At 68.0% G+C, this 15,288-nt stretch carries 16 protein-coding genes; 8 read left to right on the top strand and 8 right to left on the bottom strand.

Features of this window, described 5'->3' with window-relative positions; translation table 11 throughout:
* Positions 1 to 14 precede the first annotated feature (14 nt).
* Positions 15 to 689 carry a DUF3043 domain-containing protein gene (locus H7J89_RS20935; RefSeq protein ID WP_264046239.1) on the bottom strand — a complete coding sequence of 225 codons (675 nt, stop codon included), beginning with the start codon at positions 687 to 689 and terminating at the stop codon, positions 15 to 17.
* A gap of 191 nt (positions 690 to 880) precedes the next feature.
* On the opposite strand from H7J89_RS20935, the gene H7J89_RS20930 reads away from it, so the two are divergent.
* Both H7J89_RS20930 and H7J89_RS20925 read left to right on the top strand, forming a co-directional pair.
* Positions 881 to 1,957, top strand: coding sequence for a glycerate kinase family protein (locus H7J89_RS20930; protein ID WP_066951824.1), 1,077 nt, complete (start codon positions 881 to 883; stop codon positions 1,955 to 1,957).
* 100 nt (positions 1,958 to 2,057) lie between these two features.
* Positions 2,058 to 2,414 (top strand): HesB/IscA family protein, encoded by a 357-nt coding sequence (locus H7J89_RS20925; protein WP_066951784.1) that lies wholly within the window; start codon positions 2,058 to 2,060, stop codon positions 2,412 to 2,414.
* Between the two features lie 16 nt (positions 2,415 to 2,430).
* Here the strand turns inward: H7J89_RS20925 and H7J89_RS20920 are convergent, their stop codons facing one another.
* Complete coding sequence (locus H7J89_RS20920) at positions 2,431 to 3,090, bottom strand: Rv0361 family membrane protein (RefSeq protein ID WP_264046236.1); 660 nt, start codon at positions 3,088 to 3,090, stop codon at positions 2,431 to 2,433.
* Between the two features lie 185 nt (positions 3,091 to 3,275).
* Here H7J89_RS20920 and H7J89_RS20915 point away from each other — a divergent pair, with 185 nt between their 5' ends.
* Complete coding sequence (locus H7J89_RS20915) at positions 3,276 to 4,250, top strand: carbohydrate kinase family protein (RefSeq protein WP_067745301.1); 975 nt, start codon at positions 3,276 to 3,278, stop codon at positions 4,248 to 4,250.
* A 79-nt stretch (positions 4,251 to 4,329) separates the two neighbouring features.
* Here the strand turns inward: H7J89_RS20915 and asnB are convergent, their stop codons facing one another.
* The gene (gene asnB / locus H7J89_RS20910) at positions 4,330 to 6,273 is read right to left on the bottom strand and encodes an asparagine synthase (glutamine-hydrolyzing) (protein WP_264046232.1); all 1,944 of its coding nucleotides are present in this window, start codon (positions 6,271 to 6,273) and stop codon (positions 4,330 to 4,332) included.
* 156 nt (positions 6,274 to 6,429) lie between these two features.
* Here asnB and ctaC point away from each other — a divergent pair, with 156 nt between their 5' ends.
* From ctaC to H7J89_RS20890, 4 genes are all read left to right on the top strand, one after another.
* Positions 6,430 to 7,506: an aa3-type cytochrome oxidase subunit II gene (gene ctaC, locus H7J89_RS20905; RefSeq protein ID WP_264046230.1), complete on the top strand. Its 1,077-nt coding sequence runs from the start codon at positions 6,430 to 6,432 to the stop codon at positions 7,504 to 7,506.
* A 13-nt stretch (positions 7,507 to 7,519) separates the two neighbouring features.
* Entirely contained in the window at positions 7,520 to 7,939 is a 420-nt protein-coding gene (locus H7J89_RS20900) for a cytochrome c oxidase subunit 4 (RefSeq protein WP_264046228.1), read from the top strand.
* A 181-nt stretch (positions 7,940 to 8,120) separates the two neighbouring features.
* The gene (locus tag H7J89_RS20895) at positions 8,121 to 9,068 is read left to right on the top strand and encodes an MmpS family transport accessory protein (protein ID WP_264046226.1); all 948 of its coding nucleotides are present in this window, start codon (positions 8,121 to 8,123) and stop codon (positions 9,066 to 9,068) included.
* Positions 9,068 to 9,715 (top strand): DUF2561 family protein, encoded by a 648-nt coding sequence (locus tag H7J89_RS20890; protein WP_264046224.1) that lies wholly within the window; start codon positions 9,068 to 9,070, stop codon positions 9,713 to 9,715. The genes H7J89_RS20895 and H7J89_RS20890 overlap by 1 nt, the downstream gene beginning before the upstream one ends.
* Positions 9,716 to 9,718: 3 nt before the next feature.
* Here H7J89_RS20890 and H7J89_RS20885 read toward each other — a convergent pair whose 3' ends face one another.
* The gene (locus tag H7J89_RS20885; RefSeq protein WP_067200893.1) at positions 9,719 to 9,952 is read right to left on the bottom strand and encodes a hypothetical protein; all 234 of its coding nucleotides are present in this window, start codon (positions 9,950 to 9,952) and stop codon (positions 9,719 to 9,721) included.
* A gap of 369 nt (positions 9,953 to 10,321) precedes the next feature.
* On the opposite strand from H7J89_RS20885, the gene H7J89_RS20880 reads away from it, so the two are divergent.
* Positions 10,322 to 10,783, top strand: a complete 462-nt coding sequence (locus H7J89_RS20880) for a DUF5994 family protein (RefSeq protein ID WP_264046221.1) — start codon at positions 10,322 to 10,324, stop codon at positions 10,781 to 10,783.
* Here H7J89_RS20880 and qcrB read toward each other — a convergent pair.
* From qcrB to ctaE, 4 genes are read right to left on the bottom strand one after another with little or no spacing between them, the layout of a single operon-like run.
* The gene (qcrB, locus tag H7J89_RS20875) at positions 10,780 to 12,495 is read right to left on the bottom strand and encodes a cytochrome bc1 complex cytochrome b subunit (protein ID WP_264046219.1); all 1,716 of its coding nucleotides are present in this window, start codon (positions 12,493 to 12,495) and stop codon (positions 10,780 to 10,782) included. The two genes, H7J89_RS20880 and qcrB, sit on opposite strands and share 4 nt — an antisense overlap.
* Positions 12,492 to 13,703, bottom strand: coding sequence for a cytochrome bc1 complex Rieske iron-sulfur subunit (gene qcrA / locus H7J89_RS20870; protein ID WP_264046217.1), 1,212 nt, complete (start codon positions 13,701 to 13,703; stop codon positions 12,492 to 12,494). The genes qcrB and qcrA overlap by 4 nt, the downstream gene beginning before the upstream one ends.
* Positions 13,700 to 14,554 (bottom strand): cytochrome bc1 complex diheme cytochrome c subunit, encoded by an 855-nt coding sequence (gene qcrC / locus H7J89_RS20865; protein ID WP_372513817.1) that lies wholly within the window; start codon positions 14,552 to 14,554, stop codon positions 13,700 to 13,702. The genes qcrA and qcrC overlap by 4 nt, the downstream gene beginning before the upstream one ends.
* A 40-nt stretch (positions 14,555 to 14,594) precedes the next feature.
* A complete protein-coding gene (gene ctaE, locus H7J89_RS20860; protein WP_055401014.1) occupies positions 14,595 to 15,206 on the bottom strand; it encodes an aa3-type cytochrome oxidase subunit III in 612 nt (203 codons plus the stop codon).
* Positions 15,207 to 15,288: the final 82 nt, after the last annotated feature.

Below are 15,288 nucleotides of genomic sequence, written 5' to 3'. Positions count from 1 at the left end.
CGGCTTTCCCGCGTCTAACCGACATCGCTGCCGCGCTTGACCTGAGGCCGCGGTGTGCGCATCCGTCGCATCTGCGAGGCCCGGCCTGCGGCGTACAGGCCCAGCTTCCAGCGGCTTTCGGTGTTGTCGGGGAACTTGGCGTCCACCAGCTTGCTCACCCTGCGGCCCAACAGGACCCCGTCGACACCCATCACGGCCATCAGCACCAGCATCGCCGGGGAAACCCAGAGCTGCAGCTGCGGGGTGGTGAACATGACGAACATCAGAAACAGCGTCGCCGGCATGAACAGGCCGAGCAGGTTGCGCCGGGAGTCCACCACGTCGCGCGCGTAGCGCCGTATCGGGCCCTGGTCACGCGGCAACAGGTAAGCCTCTTCGCCGGCCATCATGCGCTGCCGGCGATCCGTCATCCGGGCGCGGCTGGCGGTCCGGTCGGCCTTGCGCTCCTCGCGGCTGAGCTTGGGGCCGGCCAGCGTTTTGCGCCGGGCGCGCGCCTCCGACGCGGTCATCGGCGCGGGCGCCACCGGCCCCTTGCGCCGCGCTTGACTGCGCTTGGGCGTCGGCCGGCCCTTGGGGCTGGTCCCACGCGACCCGCTGGCGGTTGTCTCGGGGGCGCCGGCGGCATCCGCTGCGGCCGCGCCCTCGTCGAGCTCCTCGTCCTGGCCTTTCTTACGGCCCATCAACTTCACAGAGGCCAGGTTACTTCGCGAATGGCTCGTCCCGGAATTGGCTTGGAATGCCTTGCTATTAGACCTGCGTCAGCCCCTCACTTGGCCCTACTCTTACCAGTGATGGACGGCTGCCTGTGATGGACGACGGGTCGATGGCCTCGGACGATGCTGCCTCTGGCCTCGCTCCCGGCCGTCTGCAACTGCCCGCCATGCTCGTCCTGGTGGCTCCGGATTGCTACGGCGACAGCATGACGGCCGTGGAGGCGGCCGCGGCCATCGCGACCGGGTGGACCCGGTGCCGCCCCGGCGACCGGTTCATCGTCGCCCCGCAGTCCGACGGCGGCCCCGGCTTCGTCGAGGTGCTCGCCAGCCGGCTGGGCAAGACGCGGCGCCTGCGGGTGTCCGGGCCATTGTCGACCATGGTCGAGGCCAAATGGGTGTTCGACCCCACCACGACGACCGCTTACCTGGAGTGCGCGCAGGCGTGCGGCCTGGCCCTGCTGGGCGGACCGCCGACCCCCGAGACCGCGATGGCGGCCCACAGCAGGGGAGTGGGGCAGCTGATCGCCGAGGCGATGCGGGCCGGGGCGACGCGGATCGTCGTGGGCCTCGGCGGCAGCGCGTGCACCGACGGCGGGCAGGGGATGATCGCCGAGCTCGGCGGCCTGGACTCCGCCCGCCGCCAGCTGGGCAATGTGGAGCTCATCGCCGCCTCCGACACCGAATATCCCCTGCTCGGGCCGTGGGGAGCGGCCAGGGTGTTCGGGCCGCAGAAGGGCGCGGACACGGTCACCGTCGCGGCCCTGGAAGTCCGCCTGCAGGCGTGGGCGCTGATCCTGGAAGCCGTGGCCGGACGCGACGTCAGCGCCGAACCGGGGGCGGCCGCCGCCGGAGGTATCGGCGCCGGGCTGCTGGCGCTCGGCGGGCGGTGCGAGTCGGGCGCGGCGATCATCGCCCATCACACCCGCCTGGCCGACGATCTGGACATGGCGGAGCTCATCGTTACCGGTGAAGGTCGCTTCGACGAGCAGTCGCTGCACGGCAAGGTGGTGGGCTACCTCGCGGACGCCGCCCGGCCGCGAGGGGTGCCGGTGATCGTGCTGGCCGGCCAGGTCGACCTGGACAACGCCACCGTCCGCTCGGCGGGCATCATGTCCGCCCTGTCCATCGCCGAGCACGCCGGATCGGCGCGGCTGGCGCAGGCCGACGCGGCCAATCAGCTGATGGGTCTGGCATCCGTGGTGGCCGCGCGGCTCGGGAATAGCGGTCCCGCAAGGTACCGTTGATGCAGTGGGCTTTTTCCGGGCGGATCTGGCCGCTTAACGCGAGGCCAGCGGGCTCGAACCTGAACGGACCCACCCAACGATGAGGCATGTAGGAGAAGCAATGACGGTGCAAAACGAGTCGACCGCCAAGACGCACGGCGTGATCCTGACCGAGGCCGCCGCCACCAAGGCAAAGTCCCTGCTCGACCAGGAGGGCCGGGATGACCTGGCGCTGCGTATCGCGGTCCAGCCGGGCGGGTGCGCGGGCCTGCGCTACAACCTTTTCTTCGACGACCGGACGCTGGACGGCGACCTGACCGCGGACTTCGGCGGTGTGACGCTGACGGTGGACCGGATGAGCGCGCCCTACGTGGAAGGCGCGTCCATCGATTTCGTCGACACCATCGAGAAGCAGGGCTTCACGATCGACAACCCCAACGCCACCGGCTCGTGCGCCTGCGGCGACTCGTTCAACTGACCGGGTAGCCCCGGGCTCAGTACGAGCCCCCGGTGCGCAGCACGTACGAGCAGACCATAATCTGGCCCCGCTGGAACAGCAGCTGGGCAATGCCCTGCAGTTCACCGCGCATCGGGCCCCCGGCCGCGGGTGACGCCTTCATGCTGAACAGGGCCTGGGCCTGGTACTGCGACAGGTAGACGATCTTGTCGATCGAGGTCACCTCGACCTCGGAGAACTGCTTACGGAACGCATCGCTGCTCAGCTTGGCCAGCGCCTGGTCCGACCGCTTGTCGCGGACGCCGTCGTACATGCCGCACAGCGCGTTGCGTTCGATCTCTTCGGTGTCGCGGTGGTCGAGCGCGTCCAGGTACCCCTGGATGGCGGTCTTGGCGGCGCCCTCCGAGAACGTGGCCCCGGTGTTGGCCCCGTTGGTGCGGACGCCGTAGACGATCGCCACGGTCAGCGCGGCCACCAGCGCGAAGGCCAACAGGACGCCGACGACCAGCCGCCGCTTGGATCGGGGCGGCGACGGGTAGGGCATCGGCGGGGGCGGCTGCCCGGCATAATTGGCCGGAGCCGGACCGCCGGCGCGCGGGTCGTCGGGGAATTCGAGCGGCTGAGATCCGGCCGGGGGCTCAGGTCCGCTGGGTCCGCTGCCGCCGACGGTGTGGTTCGGCGAGTGCGGACCTGCCATCCTGGTTCTCCTACGGTGGTAGACGGGAGTACGTGCGGGATTCCCCGGCCGAGCATCGTGTCCCGGCGACTTGAGCGAGTTCCCTAGGGAGGCTAGCGCACCGCTTCGCGCCGACCGTGGACACAGCGACGGTCCGATGGCGTGCGTAAGCTAGATAACCTTACTAACGAAGGGCGGAGACATTCGTGACGATCGCGGTGACAGGTTCGATTGCGACCGACAATCTGATGCGGTTCCCGGGCAAGTTTTCCGAGCACCTGCTGGCTGAGCACTTGCAGAAGGTATCGCTCAGTTTTCTGGTCGACGACCTGGTGATCCACCGCGGCGGCGTGGCGGGCAACATCGCCTTCGCGATCGGCGTGCTCGGCGGCGACGTCGCGCTGGTGGGTGCGGCCGGCGACGACTTCGACGACTACCGGCAGTGGCTGCAGTCGCACGGTGTCAACTGCGACAACGTGCTGATCTCGAAGACGGCGCACACGGCGCGATTCACCTGCACCACCGACGTCGACATGGCCCAGATCGCGTCGTTCTACCCCGGCGCCATGTCCGAGGCCCGCAACATCAAGCTCGCCGACGTGGTGTCGTCCATCGGCGAGCCGGAGCTGGTGATCGTCGGGGCCAACGACCCGGACGCGATGGTGGTGCACACCGAGGAGTGCCGCAAGCTGGGCCTGCCCTTCGCCGCAGACCCGTCCCAACAGCTGCCCCGCCTGTCCGGCGAGGAGATCGACAAGCTCGTCGACGGCGCCGCCTATTTGTTCACAAACGACTACGAGTGGGAGCTGCTGCTCAACAAGACCGGCTGGTCGGAGTCCGACGTGCAGGGCAAGGTCGGCCTGCGGGTGACCACGCTGGGCCCCAAGGGCGTGGACATCGTCGAGCCCGACGGCACGACGACCCACGTGGGCGTCGTGCCCGAGACCAGCCAGACCGACCCCACCGGCGTCGGCGACGCGTTCCGGGCCGGTTTCCTCACCGGGCGCAGCGCCGGCCTGAACCTGGAGCGCTCCGCGCAGCTGGGCTCGCTGGTGGCCGTGCTGGTGCTGGAATCGACCGGGACCCAGAACTGGGAGTGGGACCGCGAGACCGCGGTGAGCCGGTTGGCCGGCGCCTACGGCGACGACGCGGCCAACGAGATCGCCGCGGTGCTGGCCTGACGGCGTCGAGCGTGAGCTGAGGGCGGCGACACGCCGGGAATCTCCGCCCAGGGTTCACACTCGAAGCTCGCGACCCGGCCTACAGCTGGACGGGGTAGTGCGGCTCGCTGATCTGCGGCACCACGGTGTGCTCGACGAAGATCGCGTGCCAGAGCATGAAGATCAGCAGCGTCCACAGCCGGCGGCTGTGATCGCCGGCGCCGTTGCGATGCTCGTCGAGCATCCGCCGGACGGCGGCCAGGTCGACGAGGTGACCGGCCTGTGAGGCCGCCACCAGCCCGTAGGCCCAGTCCAGCAATTCGCCCGCCCGCAACCAATGCCGGATGGGCACGGGAAACCCGAGCTTGGGCCGGTGCAGCACGTGCGCCGGCACGATCGGCTCGAGGGCCCGCCGCAGCGCGTACTTGGTGGTGGTGCGGGTGATCTTGGCCTCGACGGGCAGCCGCGAGGCGACGGCGAACACCTCGGGATCCAGGAACGGCACCCGCAGCTCCAGCGAGTTGGCCATCGTCATCTTGTCCGCCTTGACCAGGATGTCGCCGCGCAGCCAGGTGAACAGGTCGATGTGCTGCATGCGGGCCACCGGGTCCCAGCCCGCCGACTGGGCGTACACCGAGGCGGTGACGTCGGTGTGGGTCCAATCCTCGCGGAAGCCCGGCAGCACGTCGCGCAGTTGCGCGTCGGAGAAGCTGCGGGCGTTGCCGTAGTAGCGCTCCTCGAGCGTCAGCGAGCCGCGGTGCAGCAGGCTCTTGCCCCGCATGCCCTCCGGCAGCGGCTTGGACACCTTGCCCATCGACCGCCGCAGCGGCCGCGGCAGGTAGTCGAAGGGCTTGAGCGACAACGGCTCCCGATAGATCGTGTAGCCGCCGAAGAGCTCGTCGGCGCCTTCCCCGGACAGCACCACCTTGACGTGCTTGCGGGCCTCCCGGGCAACGAAGAACAGCGGCACCAGCGCGGGATCGGCCACCGGTTCGTCCAGGTACCACACGATTTCGGGCAGGGCGGCGACGAACTCGTCCGGGTGGACCACCTTGGCGATGTGGCGGGCGCCGATCGCCTCGGCCGAGGCGACCGCGACGTCGATCTCGGAGAACCCCTCGCGCTCGAAACCGGTGGTGAACGTGATCAGCTTGGGGTTGTGCCGGATGGCCAGCGCGGCGATCGCGGTCGAGTCGATGCCCCCGGACAGAAACGCCCCGACGGTGACGTCGGCGCGCATGTGCTTGGCCACCGAGTCCTCGAGCACCGCGGTGATCTCGTCGTAGCGGGCCTGTTCGGTGTCGCGGGTGATGGGTGTGGCGGCGAAGCGTGGCACGAAATAGCGGGTGACCTCCGGCTGCCGCCCGGGCCGGATCCGCGCGTAGCAGCCCGATTCGAGCCGGCGCACCCCGCGGTGCAGCGTCTCGGGCTCGGGCACGTACTGCAGCACGGTGTAGTGCTGCACGGCGCGGTCATCGATCCCGGTGTCGAATCCGCCCAGCTCCGCCAGGTCCAGCAGGCACTTCTTTTCGCTGGCCACCGCCGTGCCGCCGGCGCCGGTCGCCAGGAAGAGCGGCTTGATTCCGAAAGGGTCGCGGGCGCAGAACAATTCGAGGGTGGCGGTGTCCCACAGGGCGAAGGCGAACATGCCGCGCAGCCGGGTGAGCACGTCGGCGCCCCAGTAGTGGTAGCCGGCGACGATGGCCTCGCCGTCGCCGTCGGTGGCGAACACCGCGCCGTGCGCGGTGGCCAGCTCGTCGCGCAGCTCGAGGTAGTTGTAGATCTCCCCGTTGAAGACCAGCACGTAGCGGTCGGGAGCCTCCGGCGGCCCCCACCGCAGCGGCTGATGCGAGTGCGCGATGTCGATGATCGACAGCCGGTTGAAACCGAACACAACCGATCCGTCGGCACCCGGGTCGGTCCACGTGCCGGGCTCGTCGGGGCCGCGGTGGCGCATCAAGTGCGACGCGCGGGCGATGGCATCGTCGGCCCGGGCGGGGTCGGCACTGTCCGGGGCAGCGACGAACGCCAGCAGACCACACACGGCGCCCCAGTATGCCGCACGTTGGGCACGCCGTTGCGGTCCCACCCGGCACGCGCGCAAATGGCCGGGCGGCCCAGCGGGCCGGGGTTTCGTCGCTCGGGTCGGCGGCGTGGTCTACGCTGCGTAGTATTCGATATCCGAGCAGGAGGCGCCAACGTGACACCTCGCGAGCAGGTCCGTTCGCAACGTATGTCGCAGGGCAGGTTTCGGCAGGGTCTGTCCCGTCGTCTGCGGCCGCTGGCGCTGGCCGCGACGTTCGGCGTGTTGGCGCTCACCCTGAGCGGATGCGGCTGGTCGGACGTACTGGGTCTCGGCTGGCCCAAGGGCATCACCCCGCAGGCCCAGCTCAACCGCGAGCTGTGGGTCGGAGCGACGATCGCCTCGCTGGTGGTCGGGGTCATCGTGTGGGGTCTGATCTTCTGGGCGTCGGCCTTCCACCGCAAGAAGGCCACCGACACCGAGCTGCCGCGCCAGTTCGGCTACAACATGCCGCTGGAGCTGGTGCTCACCGTGACGCCGTTCCTGATCATCTCGGTGTTGTTCTACTTCACCGTGGTGGTGCAGGAGAAGATGCTGCACGTCGACAAGGACCCCGAGGTGGTGGTCGACGTCACCGCCTTCCAGTGGAACTGGAAGTTCGGCTACCAGCGCGTTGACTTCAAGGACGGCACGCTGACCTACGACGGTGTCGACCAGGCGCGCAAGAAAGCCATGGTCTCCCGGCCCGAGGGCAAGGACGCCCACGGCGAGGAGCTCGTCGGGCCGGTCCGCGGGCTCAACACCGCGGACCGCACCTACCTGAACTTCGACAAGGTCGAAATCCTGGGCACCAGCGACGAAATCCCGGTGCTGGTGCTGCCCACCGGCAAGCGCATCCAGTTCCGGTTGGCGTCCGCGGACGTCGTCCACACGTTCTGGGTGCCCGAGTTCCTGTTCAAGCGCGACGTGATCCCCAATGCCGAGGCGAACAACTCGGTGAACGTCTTCCAGGTCGACGACATCAGCAAGCCCGGGGCGTTCGTCGGGCACTGCGCGGAGTTCTGTGGCACGTATCACTCGATGATGAACTTCGAGGTTCGGGTGGTGCCGCCCAACGACTTCAAGGCTTACCTGCAGCAGCGGATCGACGGCAAGAGCAACGCCCAGGCATTGCAGGCGATCGGCCAGACGCCGCTCGCGGTGACCACTCACCCGTTCGACACCAAGCGCGGTCAGTTGGCCGGAAGCCAGTAGGTTAGGACACCAAATGCATATCGAAGCCAGGCTTTTCGAATTCATCGCCGGGTTCTTCCTTGTGGTTGCGGTGCTTTATGCCGTGCTGACCGCGCTTTTCGCCACCGGCGGTGAGGAGTGGGCCGGGACGACCGCGCTGGCGCTGACGGGCGGACTGGCGTTGATCGTGGCCACCTTCTTCCGGTTCGTGGCGCGCCGCATCGATACTCGGCCCGAAGACTACGAGGGCGCCGAGATCAGCGACGGAGCAGGTGAATTGGGCTTCTTCAGCCCGCACAGCTGGTGGCCGATCCTGATCGCGCTGTCGGCGTCGGTGAGCGCGGTGGGTATTGCGCTGTGGCTGCCGTGGCTGATCGCCGCGGGGGTTATGTTCGTCCTTGCGTCGGTCGGGGGACTGGTCTTCGAGTACTACATCGGGCCCGAGAAGCACTGATCCGCAGCCGTTAAGGTCACAATCCGATCACGTGATCTGTGGCCGGTTCGCCAAGACTTCTTTGCCCCTCTCGGTTCGGTAGTGTTTTGCCCAGGCAAATGACAATTTCTCAAGCGCGCGCGCAACGATATGGCCCCGGGGCCCCGCGCGCTGGTGAGGCAGTCGGACAGGGCAGGCAAAGATGAGTGGGCCGAAACCACCGGAATGGGATCCTGAGGAACCCGATTCCGTGAACGAGGCTCCCCACCAACCGGATTCCGACATCGAGCCCGCGGACGTCCCCGAACCCGGGGCCGAACCCGGGCACGTCGAAGAGATCCAACCCTTCGACGACGGCGCCGAGCCCGCGGCCGACCAGACGGGCCAGACCGACGCCTATTCGCGGGCCTATTCGGCGCCGGAGTCCGAGCATTTCATGAGCGGCCCGTACCTGCCGGCCGACCTGCGGCTCTACGACTACGACACCTTCGACGAGTCGGCCGACGCCGAGGACGAACACGGCGCTCCGCGCTGGCCATGGGTGGTCGGGGTCGCCGCCATCGTGGCCGCCATCGCGCTCGTGGTGTCGGTGTCGCTGCTGTTCGCGCGCACCGACACCACCAAGCTGGCCAACCCCAATACCACCACCGTCCCGTCGACGCCGCCGATGCAAGACGAGATAACGACCACCAAACCGCCGCCCCCACCACCGCCGCCACCGCCGCCCACGACCGAACCGCCGCCCCCGCCACCAACGGAGACACAGACCGTGACGGTCACACCTGCACCGCCACCGCCACCGCCGGCGCCCGCTCCGGCGCCGCCTCCGGCCACCTCCACGGCGGCGGCGCCACCCCCGCCGCCGACGACCCCGGCCGGGCCGCGACAGGTGACCTATTCGGTGACCGGCACCAAGGCGCCCGGCGACATCATCTCCGTGACCTACGTCGATGCGTCCGGCCGGCGGCGCACCCAGCACAACGTGTACATCCCGTGGTCGATGACCGTCACGCCGATCTCGCAGTCCGACGTGGGCTCCGTCGAGGCGTCCAGCCTCTTCCGCGTCAGCCGGCTGAACTGCTCGATCACGACAAGCGACGGAACGGTCCTTTCGTCGAACACCAACGACTCACCGCAGACGAGCTGCTGATGGTCAGCAGGTATTCGGCGTACCGCCGCGGGGTGGGGGACGACACCATCTCGCCCGACGTCATCGACCGCATACTGATCGGGGCGTGCGCCGCCATCTGGCTGGTATTGCTCGGCGTGAGCGTGGCCGCGGCCGTCGCGCTGGCGGACCTCGGGCGGGGCTTTCACAAAGCGGCCAGCGGCACGCACAGCACCTCCTGGGTGTTGTACGCCGTGATCATCGTGTCCGCCCTGATCATCGCCGGGGCGATCCCGATGCTGTTGCGGGCCCGCCGCATGGCCCAGACCGAGCCTGCCGCCCGGGGAATGACCGCGCCCAACCGGCCCCCGGTGCGACTGATGTCCCAGGCGCCGCGCACCGCGGCCGAACGGGCGAGGCAGCCCCGGGTGCAGGCGCCGGTTCAGGCTGCCGACTCCGAATGGTCGGGTGAGGCGGTCGATCGGGTGTGGTTGCGCGGCACAGTGCTATTGGTCGCCGCGATCGGCGCGGCCCTGGTCGCGGTGGCCACGGCAACCTATTTGATGGCCGTGGGCCACGACGGCCCCTCCTGGGTCGCATACGTGGTCGCCGGCGTCGTCACCGCGGGGATGCCGGCGATCGAGTGGCTGCACGTTCGTCAGCTGCGCCGCGCCGTCGCCGCGCAGTAGGCCCTAAGACGCCTTGGCGTACCTGCGAACCAGTTCGTCCTCGCCGAAAGTGCTCGTGTGCTGCGTGCCGTTGTCGTCGCGGCCGAAGAACGTCCAGCGCCGGGGCGTCGTCTGCGGCCCGCTGATCATCTTGACGGTGTAACGCAGCTTCGTGGGACTCAGCGTGCCGATGATGTCACCGACCCTGATCTTCGAAGGATGGATCTCTGGGGCGTCGCCCCAGTCCTGTATCGCCATTGCGCCCATCCTCATCGTTTAAGCCCCCCGCTCACCCGGACAGCGCCACGGTCAGGCCCTCGCCACTTTAGTGCACGGACGGCACCGGCCCGTCCGCCCGGCCGCGGATGCACCCGGCCACATCGCGTTCCTGCGGCATCCTGACGGCCGTCCGGCACCCCTGGCCGCTCCCGAGGGTCACTGGGGGCGTAGCGTCAACTGCGAGCCGTTTCGTTGTCAACGGTGGTGCGCCGCGATCGGTGCGGCGCCACCTACGGGCAATGCGATTCCTCCGTCCGTCCCGCGCTCGTCGGGGCGAACGACGCCGACGTGAAGGGAACCGCCCGTGGATGCCGCAGAACTTCCTGGCCGTGCCGGCCAGGTCCGTGGATGACCGGATTGATCGAACGCCGACGCCGGGCCAACCCCGTCCGGCTGTCGGTTTGTCGTGAACTCGGACGCCCCATCGACGGCGCGTGGTGGCCGCGCGCGGACCGCATCACCAACGAATTGCCCGAGCTGGTCGCCCTCCTGACCCCGTTGCTGGGTGGCATCAACGCCATCAACGTCAACTGGCCACCACTGCAGCGACCACCCGACTTGAACTGGTCGGGATGGGAACGAAAGCGCCAGCACGTGATGACCCTCGTCGGGGGCGACGCACGCGTCAACCTGCTCGTCATTCCCTACGCGACCTACAGCGCACTCGCCCTCATGGTGCTGCGTTGCGCGGCCGGCCTACCCGTCGAAGCGCACGACCAGACGAAGCCGGCGTTCCTGGCCGCCGGCTCCATCCTGCGGGCCGCCCAGCAGCAGTGCGCCACGGCCTGCACCGAACCAGCACGAAGCTAGTGGTGCTCGCCGTTCTTGCCGTTTGAACCGTTCTTGCCGTTCGAACCGACGGTGCTTTCCTGGTGCTCGCGCAGGGCGGTGAGCGCACGTTGCTCGGAGCTGTGTGCCGCCTCGCGCAGCGCCGCATCCTCCGCCGCGGGGTCGGCGAACAAGAAGCTGCCGCTACCCGGTGAACCGGCCGAGCCCAGCTTGTTCATCCGCTTGGGCAGCGCCGAACCCTGGTACTCGAGCGGGAGCGGGTGGCCGTGGTCGTCGACCGGTCCGAGCGGCTGATGCAGCTCGATGTATGCGCCGTGCGGCAACCGCTTGATGATGCCCGTCTCGATGCCGTGTGCGAGCACCTCCCGGTCGCTGCGCTGCAGCGCAACGCACCACCGGTAGGCGATGAAGTAGACCACCGGGGGCAGGACGACCATCCCGATGCGGCCGATCCAGGTCGTCGCGTTCAGCGAGATCTGGAACTTCAAGGCGATGATGTCGTTCATCGCCGCCAGCGTCAGCAACATGTAGAACGAGATCGCCATGGCACCGATGGCCGTGCGTACCGGGGCGTCACGTGGCCGTTGCAACAGGTTGTGGTGGGCGCGGTCGCCGCTGAATCGCTTCTCCAAGAAGGGATAGATGATCAGCAGGACGAAGATCAATCCCATCAGGAGGGCCACCCACACGGCGGCGGGAACGGTGTGGTGCCAGAAGTAGAACTCCCACGGCGGCCAGATACGCGCCAGGCCCTCGGTCCACATCATGTAGAAGTCGGGCTGCGAGCCGGCCGAGACGTGAGATGGCTTGTAGGGTCCCAAATTCCAGATCGGGTTGATCTGCAGCAGCCCACCCATCAGGCCGAGCACGCCGACGATCGCGGCGAAGAACGCGCCGGACTTGACCGCGAAGATCGGCATGACGCGCACACCGACGACGTTCTGCTCGGTGCGGCCCGGGCCGGGGAACTGGGTGTGCTTCTGGAACCAGACCATCGCCAGGTGCAGCCCGATCAGCGCCAGGATGATCCCCGGAATCAGCAGGATGTGCAGGGCGTACATGCGGGGGATGATGTAGCCCGCGGTCGCGCACTCGTTACCCACACCGCCGCAGGGGAAGTCGCCACCGAACAGGGCCCAGTGCAGCCAGGTGCCGATCACCGGCATCCCCAACGTGATCGAGGAGAGCGCGGCGCGCAGCCCGATACCCGACAGCAGGTCGTCGGGCAGCGAGTAGCCGAAATACCCCTCGAACATCGCCAGGATCAGCAGCAGCGAACCGATGACCCAGTTGGCCTCGCGGGGCCGGCGGAACGCGCCGGTGAAGAAGATTCGTGCCAGGTGCACCATGATCGACGCCGCGAAAATCAGTGCGGCCCAGTGGTGTACCTGCCGGACGAACAGGCCGCCGCGCACCTCGAACGAGATGTCAAGAGTCGACGCGAAGGCCTTGGACATGTCGACGCCACGCAGCGGCTGGTAGGCGCCGTTGTAGGTGATCTCGGCCATGGACGGGTCGAAGAACAGCGTCAGGTACACGCCGGTGAGCAACAGCACGATGAAGCTGTACATCGCGATCTCGCCCAGCAGGAACGACCAGTGCGTCGGGAAGACCTTGTTGAGCTGCCGGCGTACCGCCGCCGAGGGGTGATAGCGCGTGTCGATGTCTTCACCCTGACGGGCCAAGACGTCGCCGATCTTGGGCGGTTTCGGGGGACTCAGTTTCGGACTCATGTTGTCGTCCTCTCCCAGAATGCCGGTCCGACGGGCTCGACGAAGTCACCGTTGGCGACTAGATACCCGTTGGTGTCGATCGTGATGGGCAGTTGCGCCAGCGCGCGGGCGGCCGGACCGAAGATCGGCTTGGCGAAGTGCAGGGCGTCGAACTGCGACTGGTGACATGGGCACAGGATTCGGTAGGACTGCTCCTCGAAAAGCGATGCGGGGCAACCCAGATGCGAGCAGACCTTGGTGTAGGCGAACAACTCGCCATAGTTGAAGCTCTCCTGGCCCTGGCGCTTGACCACCCGGGGCATGTCCGACGGCCGGACCCGGATGAGCATCACGGGGTTGCGCACGCCCTGGTTGATGGCGCGGAGCTTTTCCTGTGATTCCGGCGTGGTGCCGTCGCCGTCGGATTCGCGCCACGGGAAGACGGTCTCCATGCCGCCGGCGTCGAGGTCTTCGGGGCGCATCTTGACGAACGGTGACGCGCCGGCGGAGCCGGTTGCCCGCGCAAGGAAGATGGTCTCGCCCGCATACCGCGGTGTCCAACCGGACGTCCACAGCACGGCCTTCTTCCCATTGGCGGTGGGCACCACCGGTTTCCACGGGTTCTTGATCAGACCGCCGGCAAACGCCACCAGCGTCGACAGGCCGAACGCGCCCAGGCCCAGTCCCAGTGAAAGCCCGATCACCTTGCGCCGCCGGACGGTTGAGCCGTCGAGGGCGTCGGTCAGGTTCGCCACGACCGTCTTGCGGTCGACGTCCCGGGAGGCCCCGTCATGCCGCTCCTGGATCGAGATCTCTTCCGGGATAAACCGTTTCTGGTACAGGATGGTGCCGATGGCGATCGACAGGATCGACATCCCGAAGGTCAGCCCGTATAGCGGGGTGGCCAGGTCGTACAGCAGGCTGCCGGGGGCATCCTTCGGCTTGTACTCCCACGGCCAGAACAGGAAGACCAGCAGCAGCGCCAGCCCGAAACCACCGCCGAGCAAGAGCCACAGGGCGACTCCGCGCTCGGCGCGTTTCTCGGCTTTGGTGCCCTCGACCGGCCAGCGGGGCTCCTTGACGATCGTCTCGACGCCGTCCAGCTTGCCGCCGAGCGCCACCAGCTCCTGCTGCGACATCGCGGCCAGCGCCGCGTCGTCGGGTTCCCGCTCGCCGACACCCTGGGCGGTCCCGCCGGTGTCGGAGCCGCGAACGTCCTCTTCGCTCATGATGCTCGTGCCCCAATCCACAGTGCCAACGCGATGGCGGCGACCATCCCGATGATCCACGCGGCCATGCCCTCGGGCGCGGGCCCGAATCCACCGAGGCCGTAGCCGCCGGGCTGGCGCTCTTCGGTGACCGACTTGATGTAGCCGATGATGTCCTTCTTGGCTTCAAAGGACAGCTGACGGTCGGAGAACTTCGGCATGTTCTGCGGGCCGGTCCGCATGGCCGCCAGAATCTGCTGCTCGTTGGGCGCCTCGAGGGCCGGCGCGTACTTGCCCGACGACAGCGCCCCGCCCTTGCCGGTGAAGTTGTGGCAGGAGGAGCAGTTCAGCCGGAACAGGTCGCCGCCGCGGCCCAGATCGTCACCGCGCAGCGACTTCATCGCCAGGCTGCCGTCCGGGTTGCGCACCGTCGTCGGACCGCCGCCGTTGGCCTGCACGTAAGCGCCAAGCGCGTCGACCTGCGCCTCATCGAAGATCGGCTCCTTGCGCGGCGCCTGCGCCTCGCCGGTCATCGCGGGCATCCGGCCGGTGGAGACCTGGAAGTAGACGGCCTCCTCGCCGACGCCGATCAGGCTGGGCCCGCGGTCAGGCACACCCTGCAGGTTGGCGCCGTGACAGGACACGCACGACGTGTCGAACAGCTGCTTGCCGGTCCGCAGCAGCGCCGAGGACGACTCGTCGGCGACGGCCACCTGCGGGCGCGGCGTCAGCACGGCGGCCAGGCCGCCGGCGATGGTCAGCGCGATCAGCAGCAACAGCCCGCCCGACAAGCGGCGGCGCAGCCGCCGCCTCGAGCGGTCGCTCTGCCCTTGACGCGGCTTTCGGTTTCGCATGGACCCCAGCTTCTTCAACCGAGAACTCCTGTTCATTCCTGTATTCGGAGCCGCCGGCTCATCGGATGAAATAGATCACGGTGAACAGCGCGATCCACACGATGTCGACGAAATGCCAGTAGTAAGAAACGACGATGCTCGCGGTGGCCTGCGCCGGAGTGAACTTGCTCATCGCGGTGCGGGCCAGCAAGAAGATGAAGGCGATCAGACCGCCGGTGACGTGCAGGCCGTGGAACCCGGTCGCCAGGTAGAACACGCTGCCGTAGGCGCTGCCGGGAATCGTGGTGCCGTGCGTGGCCAGGTGGAAGTACTCGTAGCCCTGCCCGCAAACGAAGAACAGGCCCATCAGAAAGGTGATCACATACCAGCGGCGCAACCCGAAGACGTCGCCGCGTTCGGCCGCGAACACACCCATCTGGCAGGTGAACGACGACGCGATCAGCACGAGCGTCACCGGGACGGCCTGATAGAGGTTCAGTTCGGTCGGCGGTGGCGGCCACTTGCCGCCGGACTGCGCACGCGCGGTGAAGTACATCGCGAACAGGCCAGCAAAGAACATCAGCTCGCTGGAGAGCCAAACGATGGTGCCGACACTGACCATATTCGGTCGATTCAACGAATGAACGCGCGACGTGATTGCAGTACCTGAGGTCCCTACAGCGCTGGTCACATCCGCAAGTATGACGCTTTGTAGTTGATTAACTCCACCCGGGGCGGCATTTGATGTTTTCGCGTCGCGAGGCCGTCCGGAG

Source organism: Mycobacterium paraffinicum (genome assembly GCF_025822865.1).
Taxonomy (GTDB): domain Bacteria; phylum Actinomycetota; class Actinomycetes; order Mycobacteriales; family Mycobacteriaceae; genus Mycobacterium; species Mycobacterium paraffinicum.
Note: the sequence above shows the minus strand (reverse complement) of the source record. Positions and strands in the feature narration are given on the sequence as shown.

Bases quoted from the DNA above. Each gene is read 5' to 3' on its own strand.
- H7J89_RS20930 (WP_066951824.1), top strand. From the start codon at position 881: ATGCTCGTCCTGGTGGCTCCGGATTGCTACGGCGACAGCATGACGGCC.
- H7J89_RS20895 (WP_264046226.1), top strand. From the start codon at position 8,121: ATGAGTGGGCCGAAACCACCGGAATGGGATCCTGAGGAACCCGATTCC.
- H7J89_RS20885 (WP_067200893.1), bottom strand. From the start codon at position 9,952: ATGGCGATACAGGACTGGGGCGACGCCCCAGAGATCCATCCTTCGAAG.
- H7J89_RS20900 (WP_264046228.1), top strand. From the start codon at position 7,520: ATGCATATCGAAGCCAGGCTTTTCGAATTCATCGCCGGGTTCTTCCTT.
- qcrA (WP_264046217.1), bottom strand. From the start codon at position 13,703: ATGAGCGAAGAGGACGTTCGCGGCTCCGACACCGGCGGGACCGCCCAG.
- H7J89_RS20880 (WP_264046221.1), top strand. From the start codon at position 10,322: ATGACCGGATTGATCGAACGCCGACGCCGGGCCAACCCCGTCCGGCTG.
- H7J89_RS20925 (WP_066951784.1), top strand. From the start codon at position 2,058: ATGACGGTGCAAAACGAGTCGACCGCCAAGACGCACGGCGTGATCCTG.
- H7J89_RS20920 (WP_264046236.1), bottom strand. From the start codon at position 3,090: ATGGCAGGTCCGCACTCGCCGAACCACACCGTCGGCGGCAGCGGACCC.
- H7J89_RS20890 (WP_264046224.1), top strand. From the start codon at position 9,068: ATGGTCAGCAGGTATTCGGCGTACCGCCGCGGGGTGGGGGACGACACC.
- qcrB (WP_264046219.1), bottom strand. From the start codon at position 12,495: ATGAGTCCGAAACTGAGTCCCCCGAAACCGCCCAAGATCGGCGACGTC.